This is a genomic window from Celeribacter sp. SCSIO 80838, assembly GCF_056498065.1.
In genome coordinates this window covers 1-21,667 of the sequence record NZ_JAZKMA010000003.1, presented here as the reverse complement: position 1 = coordinate 21,667, position 21,667 = coordinate 1, and the positions used below count along the sequence as shown (strand labels likewise).

General features: G+C 60.3%; 21 protein-coding genes. 2 read left to right on the top strand and 19 right to left on the bottom strand.

Annotation, left to right across the window (positions count from 1 at the left end):
• Positions 1-198: 198 nt before the first annotated feature.
• Entirely contained in the window at positions 199-390 is a 192-nt protein-coding gene (locus V1475_RS19775; protein ID WP_479414193.1) for a hypothetical protein, read from the bottom strand.
• 168 nt (positions 391-558) lie between these two features.
• Here V1475_RS19775 and V1475_RS19770 point away from each other — a divergent pair, with 168 nt between their 5' ends.
• Entirely contained in the window at positions 559-771 is a 213-nt protein-coding gene (locus tag V1475_RS19770) for a hypothetical protein (RefSeq protein ID WP_479414192.1), read from the top strand.
• 117 nt (positions 772-888) lie between these two features.
• Here V1475_RS19770 and V1475_RS19765 read toward each other — a convergent pair whose 3' ends face one another.
• The 16 genes from V1475_RS19765 to V1475_RS19690 all read right to left on the bottom strand — a co-directional run bounded on the left by V1475_RS19765 (position 889) and on the right by V1475_RS19690 (position 16,731).
• Complete coding sequence (locus V1475_RS19765) at positions 889-1,152, bottom strand: hypothetical protein (RefSeq protein ID WP_479414191.1); 264 nt, start codon at positions 1,150-1,152, stop codon at positions 889-891.
• A 169-nt stretch (positions 1,153-1,321) separates the two neighbouring features.
• The gene (locus V1475_RS19760) at positions 1,322-2,338 is read right to left on the bottom strand and encodes a nucleotidyltransferase family protein (RefSeq protein ID WP_479414190.1); all 1,017 of its coding nucleotides are present in this window, start codon (positions 2,336-2,338) and stop codon (positions 1,322-1,324) included.
• 269 nt (positions 2,339-2,607) lie between these two features.
• Complete coding sequence (gene cuyA, locus V1475_RS19755; protein WP_479414189.1) at positions 2,608-3,648, bottom strand: D-cysteate sulfo-lyase; 1,041 nt, start codon at positions 3,646-3,648, stop codon at positions 2,608-2,610.
• Between the two features lie 27 nt (positions 3,649-3,675).
• Complete coding sequence (locus V1475_RS19750; RefSeq protein ID WP_434291195.1) at positions 3,676-4,692, bottom strand: YeiH family protein; 1,017 nt, start codon at positions 4,690-4,692, stop codon at positions 3,676-3,678.
• Between the two features lie 3 nt (positions 4,693-4,695).
• Positions 4,696-5,859: a cystathionine beta-lyase gene (gene metC, locus V1475_RS19745; protein ID WP_479414188.1), complete on the bottom strand. Its 1,164-nt coding sequence runs from the start codon at positions 5,857-5,859 to the stop codon at positions 4,696-4,698.
• A gap of 1 nt (position 5,860) precedes the next feature.
• The gene (locus tag V1475_RS19740) at positions 5,861-7,447 is read right to left on the bottom strand and encodes a rhodanese-like domain-containing protein (RefSeq protein ID WP_479414187.1); all 1,587 of its coding nucleotides are present in this window, start codon (positions 7,445-7,447) and stop codon (positions 5,861-5,863) included.
• A gap of 13 nt (positions 7,448-7,460) precedes the next feature.
• Positions 7,461-8,069, bottom strand: coding sequence for a cysteine dioxygenase family protein (locus tag V1475_RS19735; protein WP_434291189.1), 609 nt, complete (start codon positions 8,067-8,069; stop codon positions 7,461-7,463).
• 46 nt (positions 8,070-8,115) lie between these two features.
• Positions 8,116-9,669 carry a tripartite tricarboxylate transporter permease gene (locus tag V1475_RS19730; RefSeq protein ID WP_434291187.1) on the bottom strand — a complete coding sequence of 518 codons (1,554 nt, stop codon included), beginning with the start codon at positions 9,667-9,669 and terminating at the stop codon, positions 8,116-8,118.
• A gap of 2 nt (positions 9,670-9,671) precedes the next feature.
• Complete coding sequence (locus tag V1475_RS19725; protein WP_434291185.1) at positions 9,672-10,154, bottom strand: tripartite tricarboxylate transporter TctB family protein; 483 nt, start codon at positions 10,152-10,154, stop codon at positions 9,672-9,674.
• Between the two features lie 93 nt (positions 10,155-10,247).
• The gene (locus V1475_RS19720) at positions 10,248-11,198 is read right to left on the bottom strand and encodes a Bug family tripartite tricarboxylate transporter substrate binding protein (protein WP_434291184.1); all 951 of its coding nucleotides are present in this window, start codon (positions 11,196-11,198) and stop codon (positions 10,248-10,250) included.
• A gap of 98 nt (positions 11,199-11,296) precedes the next feature.
• Positions 11,297-11,641 (bottom strand): RidA family protein, encoded by a 345-nt coding sequence (locus V1475_RS19715; protein ID WP_479414186.1) that lies wholly within the window; start codon positions 11,639-11,641, stop codon positions 11,297-11,299.
• Between the two features lie 26 nt (positions 11,642-11,667).
• Positions 11,668-13,194, bottom strand: a complete 1,527-nt coding sequence (locus V1475_RS19710) for a tripartite tricarboxylate transporter permease (RefSeq protein ID WP_434291180.1) — start codon at positions 13,192-13,194, stop codon at positions 11,668-11,670.
• Positions 13,195-13,199: 5 nt separating this feature from the next.
• The gene (locus V1475_RS19705; RefSeq protein ID WP_479414185.1) at positions 13,200-13,664 is read right to left on the bottom strand and encodes a tripartite tricarboxylate transporter TctB family protein; all 465 of its coding nucleotides are present in this window, start codon (positions 13,662-13,664) and stop codon (positions 13,200-13,202) included.
• Positions 13,665-13,742: 78 nt separating this feature from the next.
• Positions 13,743-14,516 carry a maleate cis-trans isomerase family protein gene (locus V1475_RS19700; protein ID WP_434291177.1) on the bottom strand — a complete coding sequence of 258 codons (774 nt, stop codon included), beginning with the start codon at positions 14,514-14,516 and terminating at the stop codon, positions 13,743-13,745.
• A gap of 85 nt (positions 14,517-14,601) precedes the next feature.
• Entirely contained in the window at positions 14,602-15,591 is a 990-nt protein-coding gene (locus V1475_RS19695; RefSeq protein ID WP_479414184.1) for a Bug family tripartite tricarboxylate transporter substrate binding protein, read from the bottom strand.
• A gap of 90 nt (positions 15,592-15,681) precedes the next feature.
• Entirely contained in the window at positions 15,682-16,731 is a 1,050-nt protein-coding gene (locus V1475_RS19690) for a M14 family metallopeptidase (protein ID WP_479414183.1), read from the bottom strand.
• Between the two features lie 319 nt (positions 16,732-17,050).
• Here V1475_RS19690 and V1475_RS19685 point away from each other — a divergent pair, with 319 nt between their 5' ends.
• A complete protein-coding gene (locus V1475_RS19685) occupies positions 17,051-19,330 on the top strand; it encodes a molybdopterin-dependent oxidoreductase (protein ID WP_479414182.1) in 2,280 nt (759 codons plus the stop codon).
• On the opposite strand, the gene V1475_RS19680 is transcribed toward V1475_RS19685, so the two are convergent.
• Complete coding sequence (locus V1475_RS19680) at positions 19,327-20,178, bottom strand: LysR substrate-binding domain-containing protein (RefSeq protein WP_434291169.1); 852 nt, start codon at positions 20,176-20,178, stop codon at positions 19,327-19,329. The genes V1475_RS19685 and V1475_RS19680 overlap by 4 nt on opposite strands.
• 86 nt (positions 20,179-20,264) lie before the next feature.
• On the bottom strand, positions 20,265-20,963 hold the full coding sequence (locus V1475_RS19675) for a hypothetical protein (RefSeq protein WP_479414181.1): 699 nt from the start codon (positions 20,961-20,963) through the stop codon (positions 20,265-20,267).
• Positions 20,964-21,667 lie beyond the last annotated feature (704 nt).

The window sequence follows — 21,667 nt, the reverse complement described above, 5'->3', positions numbered from 1 at the left end:
CCCGACACCCAACCGCAGACCGACTGCAGAGGATGTGATGACCAAACGGCTGATCGACCACGGGTAAACTACGCGCAAAAAAACGGGGCACGATCCCGTACCACTAATCTGGAACCCGTGGTGCGGATCTCATCAAGGCCTGGCTGGCAAAACCAGCCCACTGATCAGAGGCCGGATACATTTACGCAAGCCAAAACGTCACCACGCGACTTGCAAACGCGGGGCGGACCATACATTTTTTCCCAAAGCTTCCTTCAGCAGCATCTCCTCTTTAATCATTCGAGAAAATTCTACTTTCGAACACCCCCTAAGTTTCGGGAGGATTACCAGGGTAGCAAGGCTGCAAACTGTCTTGCCCAGATCAATGCCCAAAACTTTGATGTCCATCATACGCTCCTCTCTCCACCTATCCCCGCAATTATAACTGCGGTTGGGTGGGAAGGCAGTTCATCCCATTAGCGCACTCTCCGGTACCGCAAAGCGTATACCTATGGATTACGAAGCGACAATATATTACAATTTAATCTTTGGAAGTCTTAAGGAATGTCGAGGAAAGCCATGCGCTCGCTCATTGCCGAAAAATCAAGAAATGTTTTGGGGGGAATTGGTTTTCTTCTGTGCCTCATTTTGCTCTTGCCAGCTATGCTTATCCTGTTGCGGCTAGACCGCGGCCAGCAGCACGCGGACCGGGCAACCGAGAAAAAGATATCGCAGCTGTTCAGAGATATGAAGCGCACCCAAAGTAGTGATGGAAGAGAAACGGGCGCGTAATATATTGGACCTGTCCCGTTTTTGCGTCGCTCTGAGGTGCCCCTAGATTTGTAGCCTCCTTGCCCCCTAACTTTGAGGCAAGGAGGCCGACATGGGGACAAGCAATTACAGCGACGATTACCGCGCTGTGCCGGTCTCCTCCATCCCCATGGAGAGGCCAAGCATGCCGAAGATCAGGAACAGGATGCGCCAATCGATGGCGTCAAAGGGGATTGCCAACTTATTCTGCAGTGACCACATCGGACGCCCCCGGGTCGTGACGGCATCCGAGTCTTCGGCCATTTGAACACGATCCGAAACATCATCGAAAGAGCGCCATTGCACCGGCGCGATGGCCTGAATGCCCTCCGTCTCGCAGATCATCGAATGAAGAATGCCCACGCCTCTGCCCTCTGCTGGTTATACTGTTTGCTTTTTGGGTGGGTATCTTGACCGAGCGCTCTGGCGCCGCCTTTCCTGAGGAAAGTCTACGACAAATCTCAGCCGCCGGAAAGACCGACAAAGCTGCGCCGCCATGACGTCGCGGCAAACGCGGGCCTTGCTCACCTCCCTACCCCATGATCTCTGTCAGGATCGCCGCCGCATCCGGGCGCTTGTCTAGAGAAGTCGCAATCTGCTCGCGCCAGCGCGGCCCCCGGTCCAGCGCGTCCTCATAGGCCTCGCGCAGCTCATCGGGACGGGTTTCGGCCAGCACCTCGATCAGAAGCGCCGCCTGCGCGCGATCCTTTTGGGTTTTTGAACGTTCCCCTTCCCGCCGCCGCTCCGCAACAATCAGTTTGTGAATCGCATATCGCTCTGGACGCGGGATTTGCACCAGTACACCCGAGCGATAGATACTCACCGCCGGTATCGGATCTTCGATCAGGTAATCGAGATGCCGAAGCGCCATGGCACTCACCCCCAGCGCAGGCAGATCGCGCAGGCTTTCTTCCCCCTGAGCGGGCATTAAGAATTCAACCAGCGCCTCGCCGCTGCTTTGCGTCCAGCGCCAGGTGCGCTGCGGATCGAGCGAGGGGCTCGGCGCGAATTTCAGGGATTTGAATACCTCTTCGAGCGGCGTCTCGACCCGGTCGCCGATGGCAAAGGAGAGCCGCTCGAAACTCGCAATGTCCATATCGCCAGTCTGCGCCAAAGCATCCGCGCCCAGCACCACGCCAAGCTCGCCCTCGTAATGGCGAAACGCGACCGTGCCCACCAGCGTCCCGCCGAGGCGAAAGACCCCCGTGCGCGCAAAGGCATTGAGCAGGCTGCCGGTGGTCTGATCGGTGGGCGTGTAGCCCTCCGCGCGAAGAAGCCGGACAAGGCGTGTACGCTCGCGGCGACGAGCCTCCCGCGCCTCCTTGAGCGCATCCAAGCGTACCAGACGATCACGCAGGTCCGGGCTGTCGGGGCCGATGTAGCGCTGCGCCATATCGGAACCGACGCGGAATTTATCGTACCAGAACGCCCGCCCCTTGACGGTCACACGCGTGGGTGTGCCAATGATCTCTCCCACCTGCTCATCCTGAGCGAGACGGAGAAGATCGTGATAGGCGGCGATGCCGATGGGCGTGTGAAAGCGAGGCATAAGGCACTTATACAGCAAAAGTTCGAAACGCTGTATAACCGATTTTCATTCGCTATACAGCATAATCTTCAACTGATGTATAACCGTCTATTCCCGCGGAAAAGCTCCGGACGCTTTACGCGCCACCTCCGCTGCGGTCATTTCGGCAGCACAGTCTTTCCAGCGACCGAAAGCGTCGGCCCTGACGTGGCGGTATGAGACTGCCGAGAGGTGAGAGCGGCGAGCGCAAAGCGGATGACAGGCCCAAGCCGCCGGGTCCTGCGAACTCTCTACGAGAGGCCCATTCCGCCCCCAAAGAGATCGCAATAACCAAACAGGCCCGCAGTGCCTCCGCTGTGCAGGAAAATCACATGATCCGTGGAGGCATAGCGCCCGACCCGGCAGTGATGGATCAGCCCCGCCGCCGCCTTGCCGCTATAGACCGGATCGAGAAGCTGGGCCTCGCGCCGGGCAAACAGCGAGATGGCTTCAAGTCCGGTTTCGGTCGCAAGCCCGTACCCGGCCCCGATATGCGTGTCGTCCACCACCACGTCGTCGCGCGCGACACAGCCCGGACAGCCCAGAAGATCGGCCGTCGCCACCGCAAGATCGAACACCCGTGCCTCCTGCGCCGCGCGTGGCGCGCGCACGCCAATGCCGAGCACCGGGGTCCTGTCGCCCAACGCGCGCAAACCGGTCAAAAGCCCGGCCTGCGTGCCCGCACTGCCAGAGGCCACCACGATCTCGCGCGGGGCAATCCCGATGTCGCGACATTGCTGCACCAGTTCCCGCGCGCAATCCACGTAGCCCAGAGACCCGACGGGATTGGACCCGCCGCCCGGCACCGCATAGGGCTTGCGTCCTTTGCCACGAAGCCGTTCGACAAGTTCCGCCATCGCGACCTTGCCGTCCTGCCCCGGTTTCAGCCGGGTGATCTCTGCGCCGTGAAGTTGGTCGAGCAGGTAATTGCCATTGGACTTATAGGCCGTGCTCTCGGACACGCCCCGGTCCTCCAGCACCGCAAAACAATCAAGCCCCGCACGCGCAGCGGCGGCGGCGGTCTGACGCACATGGTTCGATTGCGTCGCTCCGACGGTCACCAGACAATCCGCCCCCTGCCCCAACGCTTCGGCCAGCAGAAACTCCAGCTTGCGCGCCTTGTTGCCGCCGGTGGACAGCCCGGTCGCATCGTCGCGTTTGATCCAAAGCGCCGGGCCACCGATCTCGGCCTGCAAACGGGGCATCGCCTCAAGCCGCGTCGGCAGATGTGCCAACTCGACACGGGCAAATTCATTTAATCGCGTCCTCAGAGAAAATGGCTTCGATGTCATGTTTCGACTTTCAGGATGTGCACACAGTTAAAGGAAGGACACCACGGCGATCACGAAGAGCGCGAGGAACAGCGTCTCGGCAACGATCATCGCAATGGCCGTGCCCCCCACCGACAACATGTTGCGCGGAGAGGTCTTGATCCCGACTGCTGCGATGGCAATCAAAAGCGCCCAGCCCGAGAGCTCCGTCAGGATGGCCTGAACCACCGCCGGGATCAGCCCGAGCGAATTGAGCAGTGCCAAGGCGGCAAAGCCCAGCAGGAAGGCAGGCAGAACCTGCGGGCGTTTCGTCTCGCCCGACCGGATCGTTGCCCGCACGCGCAGGGCAAGCAAAAGCACCACCGGCGCCAACATCGACACCCGGATCAGTTTGACCAGAACGGCGATTTCACCGGCCTCATCGGACAGGGAAAACCCCGCGCCGACCACCTGCGCCACATCATGGATCGACGCGCCCAGGAACACGCCGGCGATATTGGCGTCAAAACCCATCATGTTGGACAGGATCGGATAGAGGATCATCGCCAGCGTCGACAACACGGTCACGCCCAGAACGGTGAAGGTCAGGTCGCGTTCATCGTCTTCGCGCGCGGGCAGAACCGCCGCGATTGCCATAGCCGCAGAGGCCCCGCAAATCGCCACGGACCCGCCGGTCAACAGGCCGAAATCCGTCTCCCGACCGAGCAGACGCGCCAAAAGCACGCCGAACCCGATGGTCAGGAACACACCCGCGATGACGCAGGCGATGATCCCCGGCCCCAGATCGCGCAGCATGTCCCAGCTCACGCGCACCCCCAGAAGCGCCACGCCGACCCGAAGCACCGAGCGCGCCGTGAACTGCACCCCGGCATGGGTACGCGGGTCATCGGCCAGAAAATTCATCGCGATGCCGAGCAACAGCGCCATCAACATCGCGGGCGCGCCGTAATGTTCCGACAGGAACTTGGCCGCCAAAGCGACCAGTGCCGAGACCAGAATGCCCTTTATATTGTCCCGGATTACTGCCGGAATTCGGGGCGCTTTCAACGCGGTTCCGTCCTGCATCTCTCAGCCCTTTGCCGTCACAGCGGTCAGTCCGGCCTCAAGATCCGCGATCAGATCCTCGGCATGTTCCAGCCCGGCATGGAACCGCACGATCTGCGCCTCCTCCGGCAGGCCCATAAGCGACGGACGGCTGCGTTCCGGGGCAATCGGCATGGCAAGGCTTTCGAAGCCGCCCCAACTGCTGCCGACGCCGAAAAGTTGCAGATTGTCGAGCAGCGCCTCGGTGTCGATCCCCGGGGCAAAGACCACGCTCAAAAGCCCGTTGGAGCCGGACGCATCGCGTTTCCAGATCTCGTGACCGGGATGGCCCGGAAGACCCGGATGCAACACGCGCAACACTTCGGGGCGCGCGTCCAGCCATGCGGCCAATGCCAGCGCATTCTGTTCATGGCGCTCAAGGCGCAGCGCCAGCGTCCGCATCCCGCGCAGAGTGGCATAGGCTTCGTCAGGGGCCAGAGACTGCCCACTCAGGTGCGTCGCTTTACGCACAAGGGCGGCGGCCTCACCCCGTGCACTCACGCTGCCCATCATCACATCGGCATGACCGCCGAGATATTTCGTCCCAGCGATGATCGAGACGTCACAGCCAAGGGCAAGCGGCTGGCACAGCCAGCCAGAGCCATAGGTGTTGTCCGCCACAACAACCAACCCCGCCGCATGAGCGCTTGCGCAGAGCGCCGGCAGGTCCATGACCTCATAGGTCTGCGAGCCGGGCGTTTCGACGAAGACAAGCCGTGTATTGTCACGGATGTAAGGTGTCAGATCGGTGGTCGCAGCTGGATAAAGATCATAGCTCACGCCGAACTCGGCCAGCACCTTATCGCAATAGGTCCGCGTCGCGCCAAAGATCGTCTCGACGAGCAAAAGATGATCGCCCGGACGCACCAGCGCCATAAGTGCTGCGGCAATCGCCGCCACCCCGGTCGGGTAGAGCCATGCGCCCTCCCCGCCTTCGAGATCGGCAATCGCCTCCATCAGCGCATGCGCCGTGGTGGTGCCGCGACGGCCATAAGACAAGACACTGTCATCGGTCTCGCGTGCGGCTTTCGTGGCGCGATAACTTTCGACCGTATCGTGCAGAATGGTCGAGGCACGCACCACAGGCGGGTTCGCCGGACCGGGCCGCGACGGTTGCCCGTAGTGACAAAGTTTCGTTTCGCGTTTCATGTCAAAGCGCCTCCAGTTCGGTCGCCACAAGGGGATCGAGTGCCGCGCGTTCCTGCGCGTCGAGCTGCCCCAGCAAATTCAATTCCCACGCCAGATACTGCCGCGCGGCTTCGAGATTGTCGTCATGGCGGTCATGGACGAAGAACAGGAAGTCGATGCACTCCTCTTCCGCCGGGATATAAGGCGTTTCGACCACGTCTAGCCCGGCCTCAGCCCAGATCTTCGCATCGCCGACCGATGCGGTCAGCTCCGTCGCACCCAGCTCCGCCAGGCGCTGCATCACCCCGGCGACAAGATCGGCACGATCCCCGATCACAAGCACCGGCCCTTCGGCATCCTCGGCCGTCAGTCGCGCGCGGGTCACCCAGCGTGCGCCCTCGACATGGGCCTTGCGGTAGGACATGCCACGGGAGGCGTCGTAAACCTTCGTCCCTGCGGCCAAGGCCGCCACAATCGCGGAACTGTCCACACTCTGCGGCAGATTGACCTCGGTCTGCGCTTCAGCGCCATGTTCCGTGCCCTGACGAGCGTCAGCGGCCAAGAGATAGACCTCATGCCCCATCCCCATGAGCCAGACCGCCATGCTTGCCGCCCGCACCCCGAGATCGTCGCTCAGGACCACACGGGCATGACGCGTGGCGAAGAACTCGTCGGTGGCCTGCACAAGCTGCCCGCCCGGCGCATGGCGCGCACCGCTCCAATGCGCCGCAAGATATTCCGCCTCGGTCCGCACATCGAACAGGTAGGTGGTGCGCGACGGATCGGCGCACATGGCGTCAAAGACGTCGGCATCGAGGGTTTTCAACCCGAAGCGTGCGATCAGATCGGCGGCACGATCCGCAGCGCGTTGCGCGCCCGCCGGGCTCAGATCCGGCTGTTCCGTCGGCGTCTCGCCATGGCGCAGATCGAACCCCGCAAGGCGCCAGCCCTGCGTGCCGTTGCGCAATGCGAAAACCGGATTTTTCAGCCCGAGATTGCGCAGCGATTGCGCCCCGATGATCGACCGGGTCCGCCCGGCACAGTTGATCACGATCGGAGTGTCTTCATCCGCCACGAGTTCCGGCAAGCGATACGGCAGTTCCGCATTTGGGCAAGACAGTGCTCCCGGCAGGGACATCTTGTGAAACTCGCGCGGCGACCGCCCGTCGAGCACAACAAGCGGGGTCTTGGCCGCCTGCATCGCGCGCAATTCTTCTGCGGAAACGGAAGGCGTGTCACAGGCATGTTCGACCAGTTCGCCAAAGCTCTTGGACAGCACATTCACACCTTTGAACAACGTGTAGCCCGCAGCCACCCAGCCCGGCGCACCGCCTTCGAGCACCCGCAGGTTGTCATAGCCCATCTCCGCCATCCGCGCGGCCACCAGATCGGCCACACCGTCGCCGTCATCCATCAGAAAACACAGCGTCTGCCGACGCGGCACCAGCACTGGGGCACGGGTTTCGATCTGGCTGTAGGGCGCGTTTACAGAGAAAAACGGATGGCCTTCGCCATATTGCCCGTGTTCGCGCACATCGAGAAAGGCGTATTCCTCCGGCCCCGAAAGTTGCGACTTAAGGGCCTGAGGGGTGATCGTTTCAATCGACATAATATATTCCTGTTCAGGTGCGGGTTTTGACGCCAACAGCCATGATTTTGTATGTGTTTGTCTCAAGATCGAACGCCTTGCGCTCGGTCAGGGTCTCCAGCGGACGACCGTAGAAATGCAGGTGACGGATCACCTGATCGCCACGAATTTCAACACTGTGGATGTCGTCAGGCATGAGGCCCACGGAGGTGCCGGGGCGGATTTCGACAACCTCGCGCACGGCCAGTTCGGCGTGCCCTTCCTGGCTCTCATCGTCCAGACGGTCGTAGAGCGTGTTGTGCTCACTGCCTTCGACCGCAGCGACACAGGCCCAGGTGGTGTGATCGTGCGGCGGGATCTTTTTGCCCGCGCGCATGACGTTCAGGTACAGCGTGATCCCCGTGTCGCTTTCTGCGCCGATGAGATAGCGCGCCTGACGCTCCTCCCCTTCGGGCGGCGCATAGGACGGATCGGTCCAGAAGGCGGTCTCAGAGGCCAGATCCTCGACGGACTGACGAATACCCGCCAAAAGGTTGCGGTCGAGTGCAGCTGTGTCGAGACGGCTGCGGGTCTCGGAAATCAGGCTGTCTACGGCCTTTTTGCGGGCGGCACCCAGAGCGGCCGGATCGGAATGTGTCGACATGTGAAGTCTCCCTAAAGGATAGTGAAAAGTGTGAAAGGACAGCGGGTCAGTGCCCCATGCTGCGAGACACGCGGATGGAGCGCAGGGCCCGCAGTCCGCGCAGGGCCGGTGCCACCCACATAAGCGCGGCGGCGAGCAACATGACGGCGCTGATCGGATGCGCGACTGGATCGAGGAACACGAACCAATTCCCGCGCGAGATCGACAGTGCGTTGGAGATCGAGGCCTCCATCTGCGCGCCCAGCACCAGACCGAGTATGGCAGGCCCGAGCGGAATTTGTGCCACCTTCATGAGATAGGCGACCACACCGGCGCCAAGCGCGACCCAGATGTTGAACAGGTTGTTGCCGTCCGAATAGGCACCCAGCAGGCACAACAGGATAATGATCCCGACCATGACGTTTTTCGGAATGGCAAAGATCGCCCGCGACACGGTGCGGATCACCACATAGGCCGCAGGTCCCATGATGATGTTGCAGGCCAGAAACGCCACCATCACCATCCAGGCGATGTCCGCATGTTGCGTGAACAAAAGCGGCCCCGGCACCAGACCGTGCAGCGCCATCGCCCCGATGAACAGCGCGGAGGTGGAGTTGCCCGGAATGCCCAACGACAACAGTGGCACCATGGAACTCGCGGTCACCGCATTGTTGGCAGATTCAGGAGCGGCGATACCCTCTGGCGCGCCCTCGTCCCATTTTGCCTCTCCCGGGCGGCCTTCGAAATGTTTGCGGAACCGACGACCGGCCTGATCATAGGCGATGTAGATTGCCATCAGCATACCAGCGCCCGGCAGGACACCGATGAAATTGCCAATCGCGGCACTGGTGCACCATGTCGGAAGAAGACGCCGGATCATCCCGCGCCCAAGACGCATGGAACCGATCTCCGGCAATTGTTCGCTTTCTTTCTGCGTACGCTGTTCCTCTGCCTGTTCGCGCAAAAGATCGAACACTGCGGCAACCCCGAACAGGCCGACGAGCAACGGCACGAAGGGCAGGCCTTCGATCAGGTTCATGCTGCCGAACGTATAGCGTGGCGATCCCGTGACCTGGCTGAAACCGATGGTCGAAATCAGGAGGCCGATGCAAGCAGAGACCACGCCTTTAAGCACATTGCCGGACAACAACCCGACAACGCTTGAGAGCCCGAGAATGGTGAGCGCCGCATTTTCGACATAGCCGAAGCGCAGCGCGACATTGGCCAGAACCGGCGCAAAGACCAGAAGGACAAGCGCCGACAGCACCCCACCCACGACCGAGGACACCATGGCAATGGACAGCGCCTGTCCGGCCTGTCCTTTACGGGCCATGGCATTGCCGTTGATCGTTGTCAAAAGCGCCGAAGCCGTGCCCGGAACCCGGATCATAATGGCAGGAATGGCCCCCCCTGCGGCGGCGGCACAATAAACGCCGACCATGAGCGCAAGCGCCTGTTCTGCGGGCAGACTGAAGGAAAACGGAATGAATACCGCGAAGGCGATATTGTCGTTCACCCCGGGAATAGAGCCGACGACCAGCCCGGCAAAAACGCCGATGGTCAACATCATCAGCACGGCCGGCTGCAAGAGTTCGGAAAAACCGAGTGCGATCTGATCCATGATTAGACCCCAGGAGCGATGAAGGAAAGGAAGGAGTCGGGCAAGTGCACGTTCAACACCACGACAAAGAGAGCGAAGAGCACGAGTGTGATGCCGACGGAGAGGATGATCCCATGACCAAGGCGCCGCATCCCCGCAAGCCAGAGCATCGCGAGCACCAGCAAACTGGTCGCAATCACAAAGCCAAGACCAAAGGCCAGAGCCAGCCCCCAGAGCACAATCGCACCGACCGCCTTCGCGATCACCCCGAACTCATGCAGCGGCAGAGTGCTATGCTTGTCCCCGCGCAAGGCGCGCAGAGCAATGCTCGCGCCACACAGGGCAATGATAACCGATACAATCAGTGGGAAATTGCGGGCGCTCGGATCGAACCCCAACGCCATCAGGGCGGCGCCTCCCCCGAGCAGGAAGAGGAAAGCCCCGGTCACGACATTGGTGTCGCTCAAGGCGCGGATAAATAAAGAGGATGCGGGTTTAGGGGACATAAGGACCTCAGGAATTTTTGAAGTGATCCCACCCGCGACAGGGAAAGCGCAGGTGGGACCGGAACAGGCAGGATCGCCTGCAGGGGAAACCGGTTACTGCCCCAGACCGTTGTCTTCGATGATCGGCACCACCAGATCGGAGTAGGAGGAGATGATCGTCTGGAACTCGGCGGCGTCGCGATAGATCGGATCAAACCCGCCATCGACCATTTTCTGTTTATAGGTCTCGTCTTCGAAAACCTTTTTCAGCAGATCGGACAGAAAGGCGACGTCCTCGTCCGGCGTGTCGGCCGGCACGGCCCAGCCCCGGAACGTAGCCCACATCGGCACGTTCAGACCCGCTTCCTCAAAGGTGGGGACATCCGGGAATTTCGGATCGCGCACATCGGAGGCCACGGCCAGAAGTCGCACGCTGCCCGCTTCGGCATGAACCATCGCTTCGCCCATCGGCCAGAATGCCCCGTCGGCATGACCGCCAACGACGGCCTGAAGCTGTTCACCAAATCCTTTGGCCGGTACATAGTTGAACTCAAGTCCCGCAGCGGAGGTCAAAGCAAGGCCTGCCATGTGATGGGACGTCCCGATGCCGGCCACAACCATGTTGAGCGGGGCTTCTTTGGTCGCCGCCACGAAATCGTCGATGGTTTTGAACTCGGAATTGGCCGGAACAGCAATCACCTCGGGATCGAGATTATAGGCCGCGACCGGTTTGAAATCGGTGATGGCATAAGGCGCACCCTTGAGCTGCGGGTTGGTCACGACCGAGCTGGTCATGGCCAGAACGGTATAGCCATCGGGCTTGCCGCGCGCGACGTAGCTCTGGCCGACAACTCCGCCGCCACCGGCGCGGTTCGACACGACAACTTCGACACCATCGAGGAAGGTGTTGGCGCTTTCCGCCAAAAGGCGCGAGGTCACATCGACGCTGCCGCCCGGCGCGAAGGGCACCACGAGGTCGATGTCTTTCGTCGGATAGTCCTGCGCGGCGACAGCCGTGGCAAGACCACTGCCCAAAAGAGCGCCGAGAACGAGGGATTTGAACATAGGGTTTTCTCCTGTTGGTAAGGGCCATCTTTTGTGAGGCCTTGGTGAGTGCCAGTCGGGAAGCGCCGGAACGGTCCGCCCCTCCCCGACGACTTTGATCAGAGCGCTGCCGTCACGATGAACTCGACAAGATGCTCGGGTGTGGCAAGTTTCGCTTCGCCACAGGCGCGTGCCGGTGGGTTTTCCGGATCGATCCAGGCGTCATAAACGGCGTTCATCGCGGCGAAATCGGCCATGTCGGCCAACCAAACGATGACCTGCAAGGCCTTGGATTTGTCGCTACCGGCCTCGGCCAGAAGCGCATCGACTTTCGCAAGTGCTTCCTTGGCCTGGCTCGCCACATCGGTGCCCGGGGTCGCAACCTGCCCGGCAAGATATACAGTGCCGTTGTGAATGCTGGCCTGGCTCATGCGCGGGCCGGGGTGAAGGCGGGTGATGGTCATAAGTATCTCCGTTCAGGATGGGTGGGTTATTCGATGTCGTCGCGCAAACGCGGACGCCAGATTTTGCGCAGAGTTTTGAGGTTGCATCCGGGGATGAAACGCAGGATCAAAAGCGCGCAGACGATGAGGAAGGCGAGGCTGAGCGGTCGATCCACGAAGGTCATGGGATCGCCACGGCCCAAGAGCAACGCGCGGCGCAGGTGTTGCTCCATCAACGGCCCCAGCACAAAGCCCAAGAGCAAGGGCGCGGTGGGAAAGTTGAATAGCGTCAGCACATAGCCCACGACGCCACATCCGAGCATGATGTAGATGTCGAAGATGTTGTTGCGGATGCTGTAAACGCCCACGCAAACGAGCACGATCATGATCGGATAGAGAATGCGCGGCGGGATCGACAACATCCGCACCCAGATCCCGATCAGCGGAATGTTGAGGATCAAAAGCATCACGTTGCCGATCCAGAAACTGGCCACGAGGCCCCAGAACATCGGCGCGTGACCGGAAATGAAATCCGGGCCCGGCGTGATACCATGGATCATCAGCGCCCCGATCAGAACCGCCATCACCACGTCGCCCGGCACGCCCAACGTCAGCGTCGGAATAAAGGCGGTCTGCACGGAGGCGTTGTTTGCCGCCTCAGGCGCGGAAATGCCCTCGATCATGCCGGTGCCGAATTTCTCTGGCGTCTTCGACACCTGCGTTTCGGCGGCGTAGGCCAGATAGGACGCAAGTGCAGGCCCCGCCCCCGGCATCGCTCCGATGACAGAGCCGATGCTGGCCCCGCGCACGGCGGGAAACACGGTGCGTTTCAACTCCGCACGCGTCGGCATCATGTCGCGCAGACGCACGGTGTTGGCCTTGAGCGTCACCGGCCCCGAGCCTGCAAAGCTCGACAAGATTTCCGAGACACCGAACAGCCCCATGGACAGCGCCACGATGCTGATCCCCTCGGCCAGATTGAGATCGCCAAAGGTGAAGCGATACTGCCCGGTATATTTGTCCGTGCCGATCATGCTGAGAGCCAGCCCCGCGATCACCATGACAAAGCCCTTGACCGGCGAGCCGACCGACAGGGTCGACGCGGCCACCAGCCCCAGAAGCATCACAGAGAAATATTCCGCAGAAGAAAAATTCATCGCGAAATCCGAAATCACGGGCGCCAGAGCGATCACCAGGATGATTGCGAAACTGCCGCCGAAGAACGAGGTCAGCGTGGTGATCAACAGCGCCTGCCCCGCCTTGCCCTGCTGGGTCATAGGATAGCCGTCGAGACAGGTCACCGCCGCCGTCGCCGTGCCAGGAATGTTCAACAGGATCGAGGCGGTCGAACTGCCGTATTGCGCGCCGTAGAAAATCCCGGCGAGCATGATCAACGCCGTCGTTGGATCGAGATAGTAGGTCAGCGGCAGGCAAAGCGAGATGGCCGCCAGTGGACCGAGACCGGGCAAAACACCCACGAAGGTCCCGATGGTCACGCCGAGAAAGCAGAAGAGAAGGTTCGAGGGTGACAGCGTAGAGCCGAACCCCATGGCAAGATTGGAGAGGGTTTCCATCGCGATCACCACCAGAAAAGTTGGAACGGCAATTTGAAGCCGTAGATGAAGAACACCGCGCTAAAGCCCGCCATGCCCCCGATGACGATCAACGAGGATGTCCATTTCACCGGGCGATAGGCCAGCGTCGTGCAGAGCATCAGCAACACGGTGGCGATGACAAAGCCAAGCCGCTCGACCGTCAGCGCCCAGATCAGCACGCCCGCGACGACCAGAAGGATCGGGCTGAGCGGTGAGGGCACGAAATCGATATCCCCGGCTTTCAGTTCCACGATGGCGGCGACGAGACCGCAAAGCATCAGGACGGCGCCGATGATAAAGGGCATCAATCCGGGGCCGATCTGGCGCAGGCTACCCAAACCGTAGCGATAGGACACCACAGCCAAGGTCAGCCCCACCAGAGCAAAACCAGCGCCCAGCCCGGCACCGATCCAGCGGATGGCCCGGCTCTTTTCAATCCCTGTTGACATGTTGTTTCTTTCTGTGTGCTGAACCGGGGTGGCTTGGTGCCTTTTGGTACCTCCGGTCCGTGATGTGTCAGTCGTTTTTCAGGTCTTCGTCGGGGTCGCCTGCATCAGATCGTATTCGAACAGACGCCCGGCACCGATGTTCACTGTGTTGATGTTTGCTGCGCGAAACGCCCGCCAAAGCGTGGCGGAATTTGATGAAATCACCGGAAGGTTCAATTCGGTTTCCATCCGGTTGATCCGCTCGATCACTTCGAGGTTGGTGCAACTGATAAACACCACATCGGCGTCTGCGATCTCTTCGCGCGCAGCCATGACCAGACGTTCGACATCGGCGGAGCCCAGTGCCCGGATCTCCTCAGACCGAGCACAGCGAAAACTCGACAGCCCGGCCAGTTCGAAGCCTTCCCGCTCGAGAAAGGCAATCTCCGCCGCATTGATCTCATCGGGATAGGGCGTCACCAGAAACACCCGTCGCGCATTGACCGCCTTGAGTGCATCCACCACGGCACGCGAGGTCGTATAGCTCTCTACGCCGGTCCTTTGCGTGACCTCGTCGGCCAAATCGTCGATGGCGCTTTCTTCACCAAGAAAGCTACCGCTGGTGCAGGCACACATGATCACGGCAGGGTCGATGCCGGACAAAAGCTGGGCTTGATCGCCCACCCGGCTCATCATATCCACCAGCGACTCTTTGGTCAGAGCCGCCCCATCGCGCGGGAGGCGGGAAAAATGGCAGCTCATCCCATGCGGAATAAAATGCAGGAACTCGGCTTCACAGGCGACATTGCGCTCCGGGATGAGAAAGCCCAGTCGGGTGCTCGCTCGTGCCTGTTTCCTGGCTTTTATTTGCATTTCGAAACCTCCTGAAATCGTCATGGGATTAGTCACACGCTCCGGTGTTTCCGGGCTGTATTCGCCCCCCGGAACGTGTGAAGGATTATTTGTTCGCTTCTGTGGCCGCTGCCAGCGCCACCATTTCAGCCCAGTTGTTGAGTTCGGAGGCGACAAAGTCGTGGAACTCGGCGGGCGAACTTCCGACCGGCACGGAGCCCAGATCGGCGTTGCGCGCAACAACATCCGGATCTTCGAGCGCCAGCACCGCCGCGTCGTAGAGTTTCGTCACGATCTCATCCGGCGTGCCGGCCGGAACAAAGAGGCCCTGCCAGGAAATCGCGATGATGTCTTGTCCCAACTCCTTGAACGTCGGCACATCCGGCAACAGCGGGTTGCGCTCCGGCGCTGTCACCGCAATCGGGCGTGCTGCCCCGTTCTTTGTCGCCGTGATGGATTCCGGCAGATTGTTGATCGCGATCATCACCTGCCCTGCGGCCAGCGCATTGTTGACCTCGGCCCCGCTGTCATAGGGCACGTTGATCATATCGAGGCCATAGCGGTTCTTGATCAGTTCAAAGGTCAGGTAAGGCGAGTTTCCAACGCCCGGCGTGGCGTAAATCTCGCCCGAGTTGTCTTTCAGATAGGTGACGAGATCGTCCATCGTCTGCGCTTCGAAATCGTTCTGAACCAAAAGCACGTTGGGCTGTTGGATCAGTTGGGTGACGGGCGTGAAATCTTCCAGCACATCATAGGGGATCGTGTCCTTGTAAAACGCGGCGGCGATGCCTTGGCTTGCCACATTCCCCATCAGAATGGTGTATCCGTCGGGCTCCGCATTGGCGACCAGCGCGCTGCCGACCGTACCGCCAGCACCGGGGCGGTTTTCGACGACCACAGGCTGGCCCAGGGCCTCGGACATCGGTTCGGCCAGAAGCCGCGCGATGATATCGGCGGCGCCCCCCGGCGACCACGGCACGACCAGCGTGATCGGGCGTTTCGGGTAATCGTCCTGCGCCTGTGCGGGCGCATTGACCGTCACAAGGGCGGTCGCCGCAAGGGCAAGCCCCAGCAGGCTGTGTTTCCAGTTGAACATGGTGAGTTTCTCTCTGTTGGTAGCTTGTTGTGTTTTTACTTTAGTATTGTTTTTATTATTATTTTTGGCTGATGGGACCGAAGCGACCCATCAGGCGGGCGGCGCATCCGGGGCGGGCACCTCGTCCCACTCCAGAGCGACAAAAGCGATGCGATCCCCGGTGTGAACCACCGGATCCTTGCGCACCCCGATCATGAAAACATCCTGTTCCATTGCGGGTTCAGACAGGGCCGCGCCGGTGAGGGTGGAGATTTTGCCAATCGGCGTGCCCGCTTTCAACAGCGTGGCCGGCATCACCCCGGTGCGAAACAACCCGCCCTCATGGGTCATCACATGGGTCCGGCGTGTCACCCGGCGCAGGGTCTTGGCCGGGACGTGTTCGGAGGGTGGCAAAAGCCCCATCTCGCCCGCCACGCCGCGCAAACCGCGCTTGGCCAGCGCCACGCACTCCGGGTTGGTCTCCGACCCGGCCCCCAGCTCGACCATGAAGGACGGCTTGCCGAGCGCCAGCATCTGATAATCAATCGCGCCGGGGATATTGCCCGGCAACTCCCCTGCCCCGGGCGCCACATTCATGCGGCATGCCACATTGGGATGAAAATGCCGGATCAGGGAAAAGAGCCTCTCTTCGCCAATCCCACTTTCGGGGTGAAGTTTGTAGACCGCATAGGGCGCGGAATGGAACAGATGCGTCATCGTATGCATCGAGATCAACACATCGGCATGGGCCGCAGCCGCTTTGAAATAGGCCGCCGACAGTTGTTCGGTGATCTGGCCATTCACATTGCCCGGAAAGGTCTGATCGAGATCGAGCCCGTCTTGCGGCGCGGCTTTGCTGCGCGCATCGAGCGCCAGAGGGTTCGCCGTCGGTGCAAAAACCACAGAGCCCGCCAGCTCCGCCAGATCGAGCTCGGCGATAAAATCAAGCGCGCCCCAGATGCCGTTGATCTCATTGCCATGCACCTGACCGCAAATCCAGAGACACGGGCCGGGTTTGGCGCCTTTCGCGATCAGGAAAGGTTGGGCAATCTCGGCACCGCTGGCAAAGCTGCCCACACGAATACGGCCACGAGTGATTGAGCCTGCGGGGGCCTGTGCGAAAGCCGCGTCGAACGGCAAGTCGGTGAACGTATCAGTCATGATCCCGGGTCGGTCCTCTCGGTTGGGCATGCCGAGTAGTCCTGCACATCGTGCAGATATTTCCACGGCAGAGGCCGTGCAAACATGGGACCTGTCGGCGTTTTGACCGCTCTTCATGGCGGTGTTTCCAAAACTGTAGGAAGGGAAATCGGGAGGGTCTAATTCAAACTCACGCGAAAAACATTAGAGATACTAATGTATGATTGCGCGAAAACCCCATTAACGCCGCTAATCAATTAGCGCGAAGAATTTATTTGTGCATTTCCCGTGTTCCGCCAAGCATAGCGCAGGGGTTTCAAGCCGTGATAACAGGGACACCATGACAGGATATATTCAGAACGCCAGCCATTGGGGCATCTTCGAAGCGCGCCACAATGAGGGGCATCTTGACGTGCGCCCCGCGCCCAATGATCCGCATCCTTCGCCCATGCTCGACAACATCGACGCCATGGTGCACGGCCCCCAGCGAATCCGCACACCTTTGATCCGGCGCGCCTTTTTGGATGGCGATTTTGAGGCCGCACGCGCCGCGCGCGGCGGCGATGATTTCGTGCCTGTCTCTTGGGAGACGGCGCTGGAGATCACCGCGCGAGAGCTGGCTCGCGTCCGCGACAGCCATGGCAACGAAGCGATTTTCGGCGGTTCTTACGGCTGGTCCAGCGCCGGGAGATTCCATCACGCGCGCACCCAGTTGCAACGCTTCCTCGGCCAATTCGGAGGCTACACCGCACAAGAACAGAATTACAGCTACGCCACCGCGATCACCTTTTTGCCGCATGTTTTGGGCGACATCAACACAGTTCAGGGGCCAGTCAGCTCGCTCGACGGCATTGCCAAACACACCGGGCTGTTGCTGAATTTCGGCGGCATTTCTCCGGGCAATATGCAGGTCGAAGCGGGTGGCATGGGGCAACATAGCGGTCTCGCATGGCTCGCGACTTGTCGCCAGAGCGGCATGGAGATCATCAACATTTCACCGACGGATCAAGAGCTTCCTGGTGAGGGCGATCCGATCCCATGGCTGCCGATCCGCCCCGGCACGGACACGGCGCTCTTGCTGGCGATGTGTTACACGCTTCTGGACGAAGGCCTCGCCGATCTCGATTTCGTCGCGCGTTATTGCGTGGGCGGCGCGCAGGTCATGGCCTATATTCGCGGCAAAAGCGATGGCATCGCAAAGACGCCCGATTGGGCCAGCGCGATCTGTGGCATTCCGGCGGAGCGCATCACCCATCTTGCCAGAAAATGCGCCAAGACGCGGTGTTTTCTCACCATGTCCTGGTCGGTGCAGCGCGCAGATCATGGCGAACAACCGATGTGGGCGCTGATCACCTTTGCCGCTTTTCTGGGTCAGATCGGCCAGCCAGGCGGGGGCTTCGCCTTTGGGCTCTGGTCGATCAACGGCATGGGCAATCCGCGCCCCGCGCTGCCGTCGCCTGCGCTCCGCCCCGGCCCGAACCCGGTCAAGGCTTGCATTCCCGTAGCGCGGATTTCCGACATGCTTTTGAACCCCGGCGCCACCTATCCGTTCAACGGCGAGACCCGGACCTATCCCGACATTCGTCTGGTCTATTGGTGCGGCGGCAATCCGTTTCATCACCATCAGGACCTCGCCAAGCTGACCCGCGCATTTCGGCGCCCCGAGGTGGTGATCGTGCAAGAGATCGCCATGACCGCCACCGCGCGCCATGCCGATATCGTGCTGCCCGCCACCACCACGCTTGAGCGCAACGACATCGCCTCAAGTTCCCGCGACCGGTTCATCACTGCGATGTATCGCATCCTGCCGCCGGTCGGCGAAGCGCGCGACGATCATACGATCTTTGCCGATCTGGCGGAACGTCTGGGCTTTGCCGACGCCTTCACCGAAGGGCGCGATGAGATGGCTTGGCTGCGGTCGATCTATGAGGCGGCGCGAGAAACGGGCGCGACACGAGATCTGGCTCTGCCCGATTTCGAGACCTTTTGGCGCGACGGCCAAGTCGAACTGCCCGCCCCTAAAGAACCCTACGTGCAATTTTCCGCCTTCCGCGCCGATCCCGAAGGCGCGCCGCTAAAGACGCCAAGCGGCAAGATCGAGCTTTATAGCGAGGCCATCGCCGCCATGGGCTATGACGATTGCCCCGGCCATGTGACATGGTTGCCGCCCTGCGAATGGCTTGGGGCGGAGGCGGCGCAAAACGGCCCGGAGGCCCTGCGCCCTTTGCATATGTTGTCGCTGCAACCTGAGCGGCGTCTGCATTCCCAGATGGACCCCGGTCCCGTCAGTCAAGCGGCGAAAATCGACGGCGCGGAGCCTTGTTTGATCCACCCCGAGGACGCCATGCTGCGCAGCATTCAGGACGGCGATCTTGTCGAGCTGTGCAATGCGCGTGGGTCCTGTTTGGCGGGCGCGCGCCTGTCGGAACGGGTCATGCGCGGGGTGATCGTCCTGCCGACCGGAGCGTGGTATCGCCCCGAGGCACCCGAAGGCCGCGACCTGTCCGGCAATCCCAACACATTGACCGAAGATCGCGGCAGTTCGAAACTGACACAGGCGCCGATCCCGCAGACCACGTTGGTTCATCTCAAGCGCCATGCCTCGCAGACACCGCCTTAACGCTGCTCCGCGCAGATCTGATCGAACAGCGTTCTGGCAGCCGGGGACAAATCGCCATTCCGTCGATAGATATAAAAATTGATGTCGGGTAGCGGCGGCAACCCCTCCCGCTCGCCAAGGATGCGTAAATCCTGCGTGATCAGCTCCGGCGTCCGCGCCGTCACGCCCAGCCCGGCACTCAAAGCCACCTGAATTCCCGACAATGTCGGACAGGTATAGCGCTCGATATGCGCCACGCCACGCTGTTCCAGAGCATTAAGAGCCATACGCCGGAAAATTGACGGAGAATCCGCCAAAACCAAAGGCACAGGTTGATTTGTATCCAAACTGAGCTTGGAAGATGCAATCCAGACCGTCGGCGAGCTGCGCAGAAGCTTGCCTTCGAACCGCTCCGAATGGCGCGTCGTCAACGTCATGTCGAGCCGTCCGTCTTCCAAAAGCGGCATAAGGTTAGGGCTTCGATCGACCTTGAGCACGACATGCACGCGCGGATTGGTCTGGGCAAAGGTTGATAGAAATCCCGGCAGGATCGAATCCGCAATGTCATGCGGTGCGCCGATCCGCACCTCGCCGCTCTCCTCCGACGCGTTGACCATCATCACCGCCTGATCGTTGAGCGCGATGATCTGACGCGCATAGGTCAAAAGATTTTGCCCCGCCTGACTGAGTTCCCTCTGCCGCCCGACCTTTTCAAATAGCGTCACACCAAGCGTTTCTTCCAACCGACGCATTTGTTGGCTGACGGCCGATTGCGTACGGTAGATCCGCAGCGCAGCTGAGGTAAAGCCACCCTCCTCTGCAATCGCGACGAAAGTCCGCAGCAAATCGGTATCAAGATTGGTAAGCATATCTTGGCTCGCATTTTCTATTCACGGTCGCACTTCCCATTCCTCTCAAGCGGGCGAAACGAAGTTGGCAATCCCGCCTATCGGTCTTACCCGAGGATGATCACTTCATCCACGTCGCCATCGGCCTGTTTGACCGCGCTCAGACAGAGTGCATTGAGATGGGTTGCCACATAGTGCGCATGAAAGCGGCTCGGGGCAGTGAGGTAGAGTCTGCGGCCGACACGCTCTCTACGGCTCAGCGCAGCGATCCAGCTCGCATAGCGTGCGGGATCTTCGCTATAGATCAAACTGCGCGCCAGTCCCCATTCCGTTGAACTATCGACCTCAGGCGCCGCGACCGCCCTGCCCTGCGGCTGAAGCGGAATCACTTTCGCGTCGGTCTGGGCCGGCGTGGCCTCTCGTCCTTCCATCCGCTGTTCGAAATCCGGTCCGACGTCGGCCCAGACCGGTCGCGTGTCCTCAAGGATCTTTTCAAAAGCCAGTGCATATTGCGTCACCCGTCCCCGTGCGCCCTGACGCTTGACGAGGAGCCATTCCATTGCGCGGAGCTTGGCCATCTCGCGTTTGACGGTACGTTCTTCGACGCGCCACATGCGCGCGATTTCGCGTTGACCGATGGCAAGCTCGTTGCGCTGCCAATTGTAGCGTGCTGTGATGAGGGTCATTAGACGGAGGCAAAGCACTTGTTTGCCCTTAGGCTGAGAGAGCGCATAGGTTCCGAGTGCTGTAAGCACATCGTATTTGACTGCGGCGGCCTGCGGACCCACCGGTTTGATCGACAACATCTGTCTAGCCCTTCGCAGAGGTCTCTCTGCTTTTATCCGTCGCCGCATCCGTGTCTTGTGTCAGGATACGTCTTTGCCTCAATCATTCCGAAGAATGTTTCCCGAGATGTACGCGTCAAAGGTGAAGCCCTCGGAACAATCGTGTTCTCATCGTTTTTTATGATCTTGAGACAATTTGCGTTGAGTTCGTCGATTCTGTCAAGCGACTCCTGTTGGCATCTTTCCAACCAAATTCCTCAAAAAAGAAAAAGGAAGGTATTTATGGTATAGGAGGACATTCAGGCTGTCCCCTATTTTGGGGCGAAATGTCCCCCAATAGGTGGTGGAGGGCTCGAATCTGACCCCATATTTAGCGGGTTATTCCCGAGAGGTTTCGCCTGGGCGCTCATGCTCATCGCCTCCGGTCCGAATCAGACAGCGCCTAGGGTAGTTACAGAAAACACATGGGTTTTCGACAATTCAGCGCTTTTCATTCTTTTACTTTAATTTACGTTTTTACGTTTTGCAATTTTTCTATTTTCCGCGTAAATCCGAAACAGATAACAGAAAGCGTCCCCGCGGGGACAGGAGGCACAATGTTCACCCATGAAGACTTGTCGCGACTACAGGCCCTGTCGCTCAAGATGCAGGGATTTATCCGGCAGCAGACCTATTCCCCCGAGCGTGAGAAGACGCTGCGCAGATTTTCGAGCTGGGAGGTGGCG

Bases quoted from the DNA above. Each gene is read 5' to 3' on its own strand.
- V1475_RS19775 (WP_479414193.1), bottom strand. From the start codon at position 390: ATGATGGACATCAAAGTTTTGGGCATTGATCTGGGCAAGACAGTTTGC.
- V1475_RS19770 (WP_479414192.1), top strand. From the start codon at position 559: ATGCGCTCGCTCATTGCCGAAAAATCAAGAAATGTTTTGGGGGGAATT.
- V1475_RS19760 (WP_479414190.1), bottom strand. From the start codon at position 2,338: ATGCCTCGCTTTCACACGCCCATCGGCATCGCCGCCTATCACGATCTT.
- cuyA (WP_479414189.1), bottom strand. From the start codon at position 3,648: ATGACATCGAAGCCATTTTCTCTGAGGACGCGATTAAATGAATTTGCC.
- V1475_RS19750 (WP_434291195.1), bottom strand. From the start codon at position 4,692: ATGCAGGACGGAACCGCGTTGAAAGCGCCCCGAATTCCGGCAGTAATC.
- metC (WP_479414188.1), bottom strand. From the start codon at position 5,859: ATGAAACGCGAAACGAAACTTTGTCACTACGGGCAACCGTCGCGGCCC.
- V1475_RS19740 (WP_479414187.1), bottom strand. From the start codon at position 7,447: ATGTCGATTGAAACGATCACCCCTCAGGCCCTTAAGTCGCAACTTTCG.
- V1475_RS19735 (WP_434291189.1), bottom strand. From the start codon at position 8,069: ATGTCGACACATTCCGATCCGGCCGCTCTGGGTGCCGCCCGCAAAAAG.
- V1475_RS19730 (WP_434291187.1), bottom strand. From the start codon at position 9,669: ATGGATCAGATCGCACTCGGTTTTTCCGAACTCTTGCAGCCGGCCGTG.
- V1475_RS19725 (WP_434291185.1), bottom strand. From the start codon at position 10,154: ATGTCCCCTAAACCCGCATCCTCTTTATTTATCCGCGCCTTGAGCGAC.
- V1475_RS19720 (WP_434291184.1), bottom strand. From the start codon at position 11,198: ATGTTCAAATCCCTCGTTCTCGGCGCTCTTTTGGGCAGTGGTCTTGCC.
- V1475_RS19715 (WP_479414186.1), bottom strand. From the start codon at position 11,641: ATGACCATCACCCGCCTTCACCCCGGCCCGCGCATGAGCCAGGCCAGC.
- V1475_RS19710 (WP_434291180.1), bottom strand. From the start codon at position 13,194: ATGGAAACCCTCTCCAATCTTGCCATGGGGTTCGGCTCTACGCTGTCA.
- V1475_RS19705 (WP_479414185.1), bottom strand. From the start codon at position 13,664: ATGTCAACAGGGATTGAAAAGAGCCGGGCCATCCGCTGGATCGGTGCC.
- V1475_RS19700 (WP_434291177.1), bottom strand. From the start codon at position 14,516: ATGCAAATAAAAGCCAGGAAACAGGCACGAGCGAGCACCCGACTGGGC.
- V1475_RS19695 (WP_479414184.1), bottom strand. From the start codon at position 15,591: ATGTTCAACTGGAAACACAGCCTGCTGGGGCTTGCCCTTGCGGCGACC.
- V1475_RS19690 (WP_479414183.1), bottom strand. From the start codon at position 16,731: ATGACTGATACGTTCACCGACTTGCCGTTCGACGCGGCTTTCGCACAG.
- V1475_RS19685 (WP_479414182.1), top strand. From the start codon at position 17,051: ATGACAGGATATATTCAGAACGCCAGCCATTGGGGCATCTTCGAAGCG.
- V1475_RS19680 (WP_434291169.1), bottom strand. From the start codon at position 20,178: ATGCTTACCAATCTTGATACCGATTTGCTGCGGACTTTCGTCGCGATT.
- V1475_RS19675 (WP_479414181.1), bottom strand. From the start codon at position 20,963: ATGTTGTCGATCAAACCGGTGGGTCCGCAGGCCGCCGCAGTCAAATAC.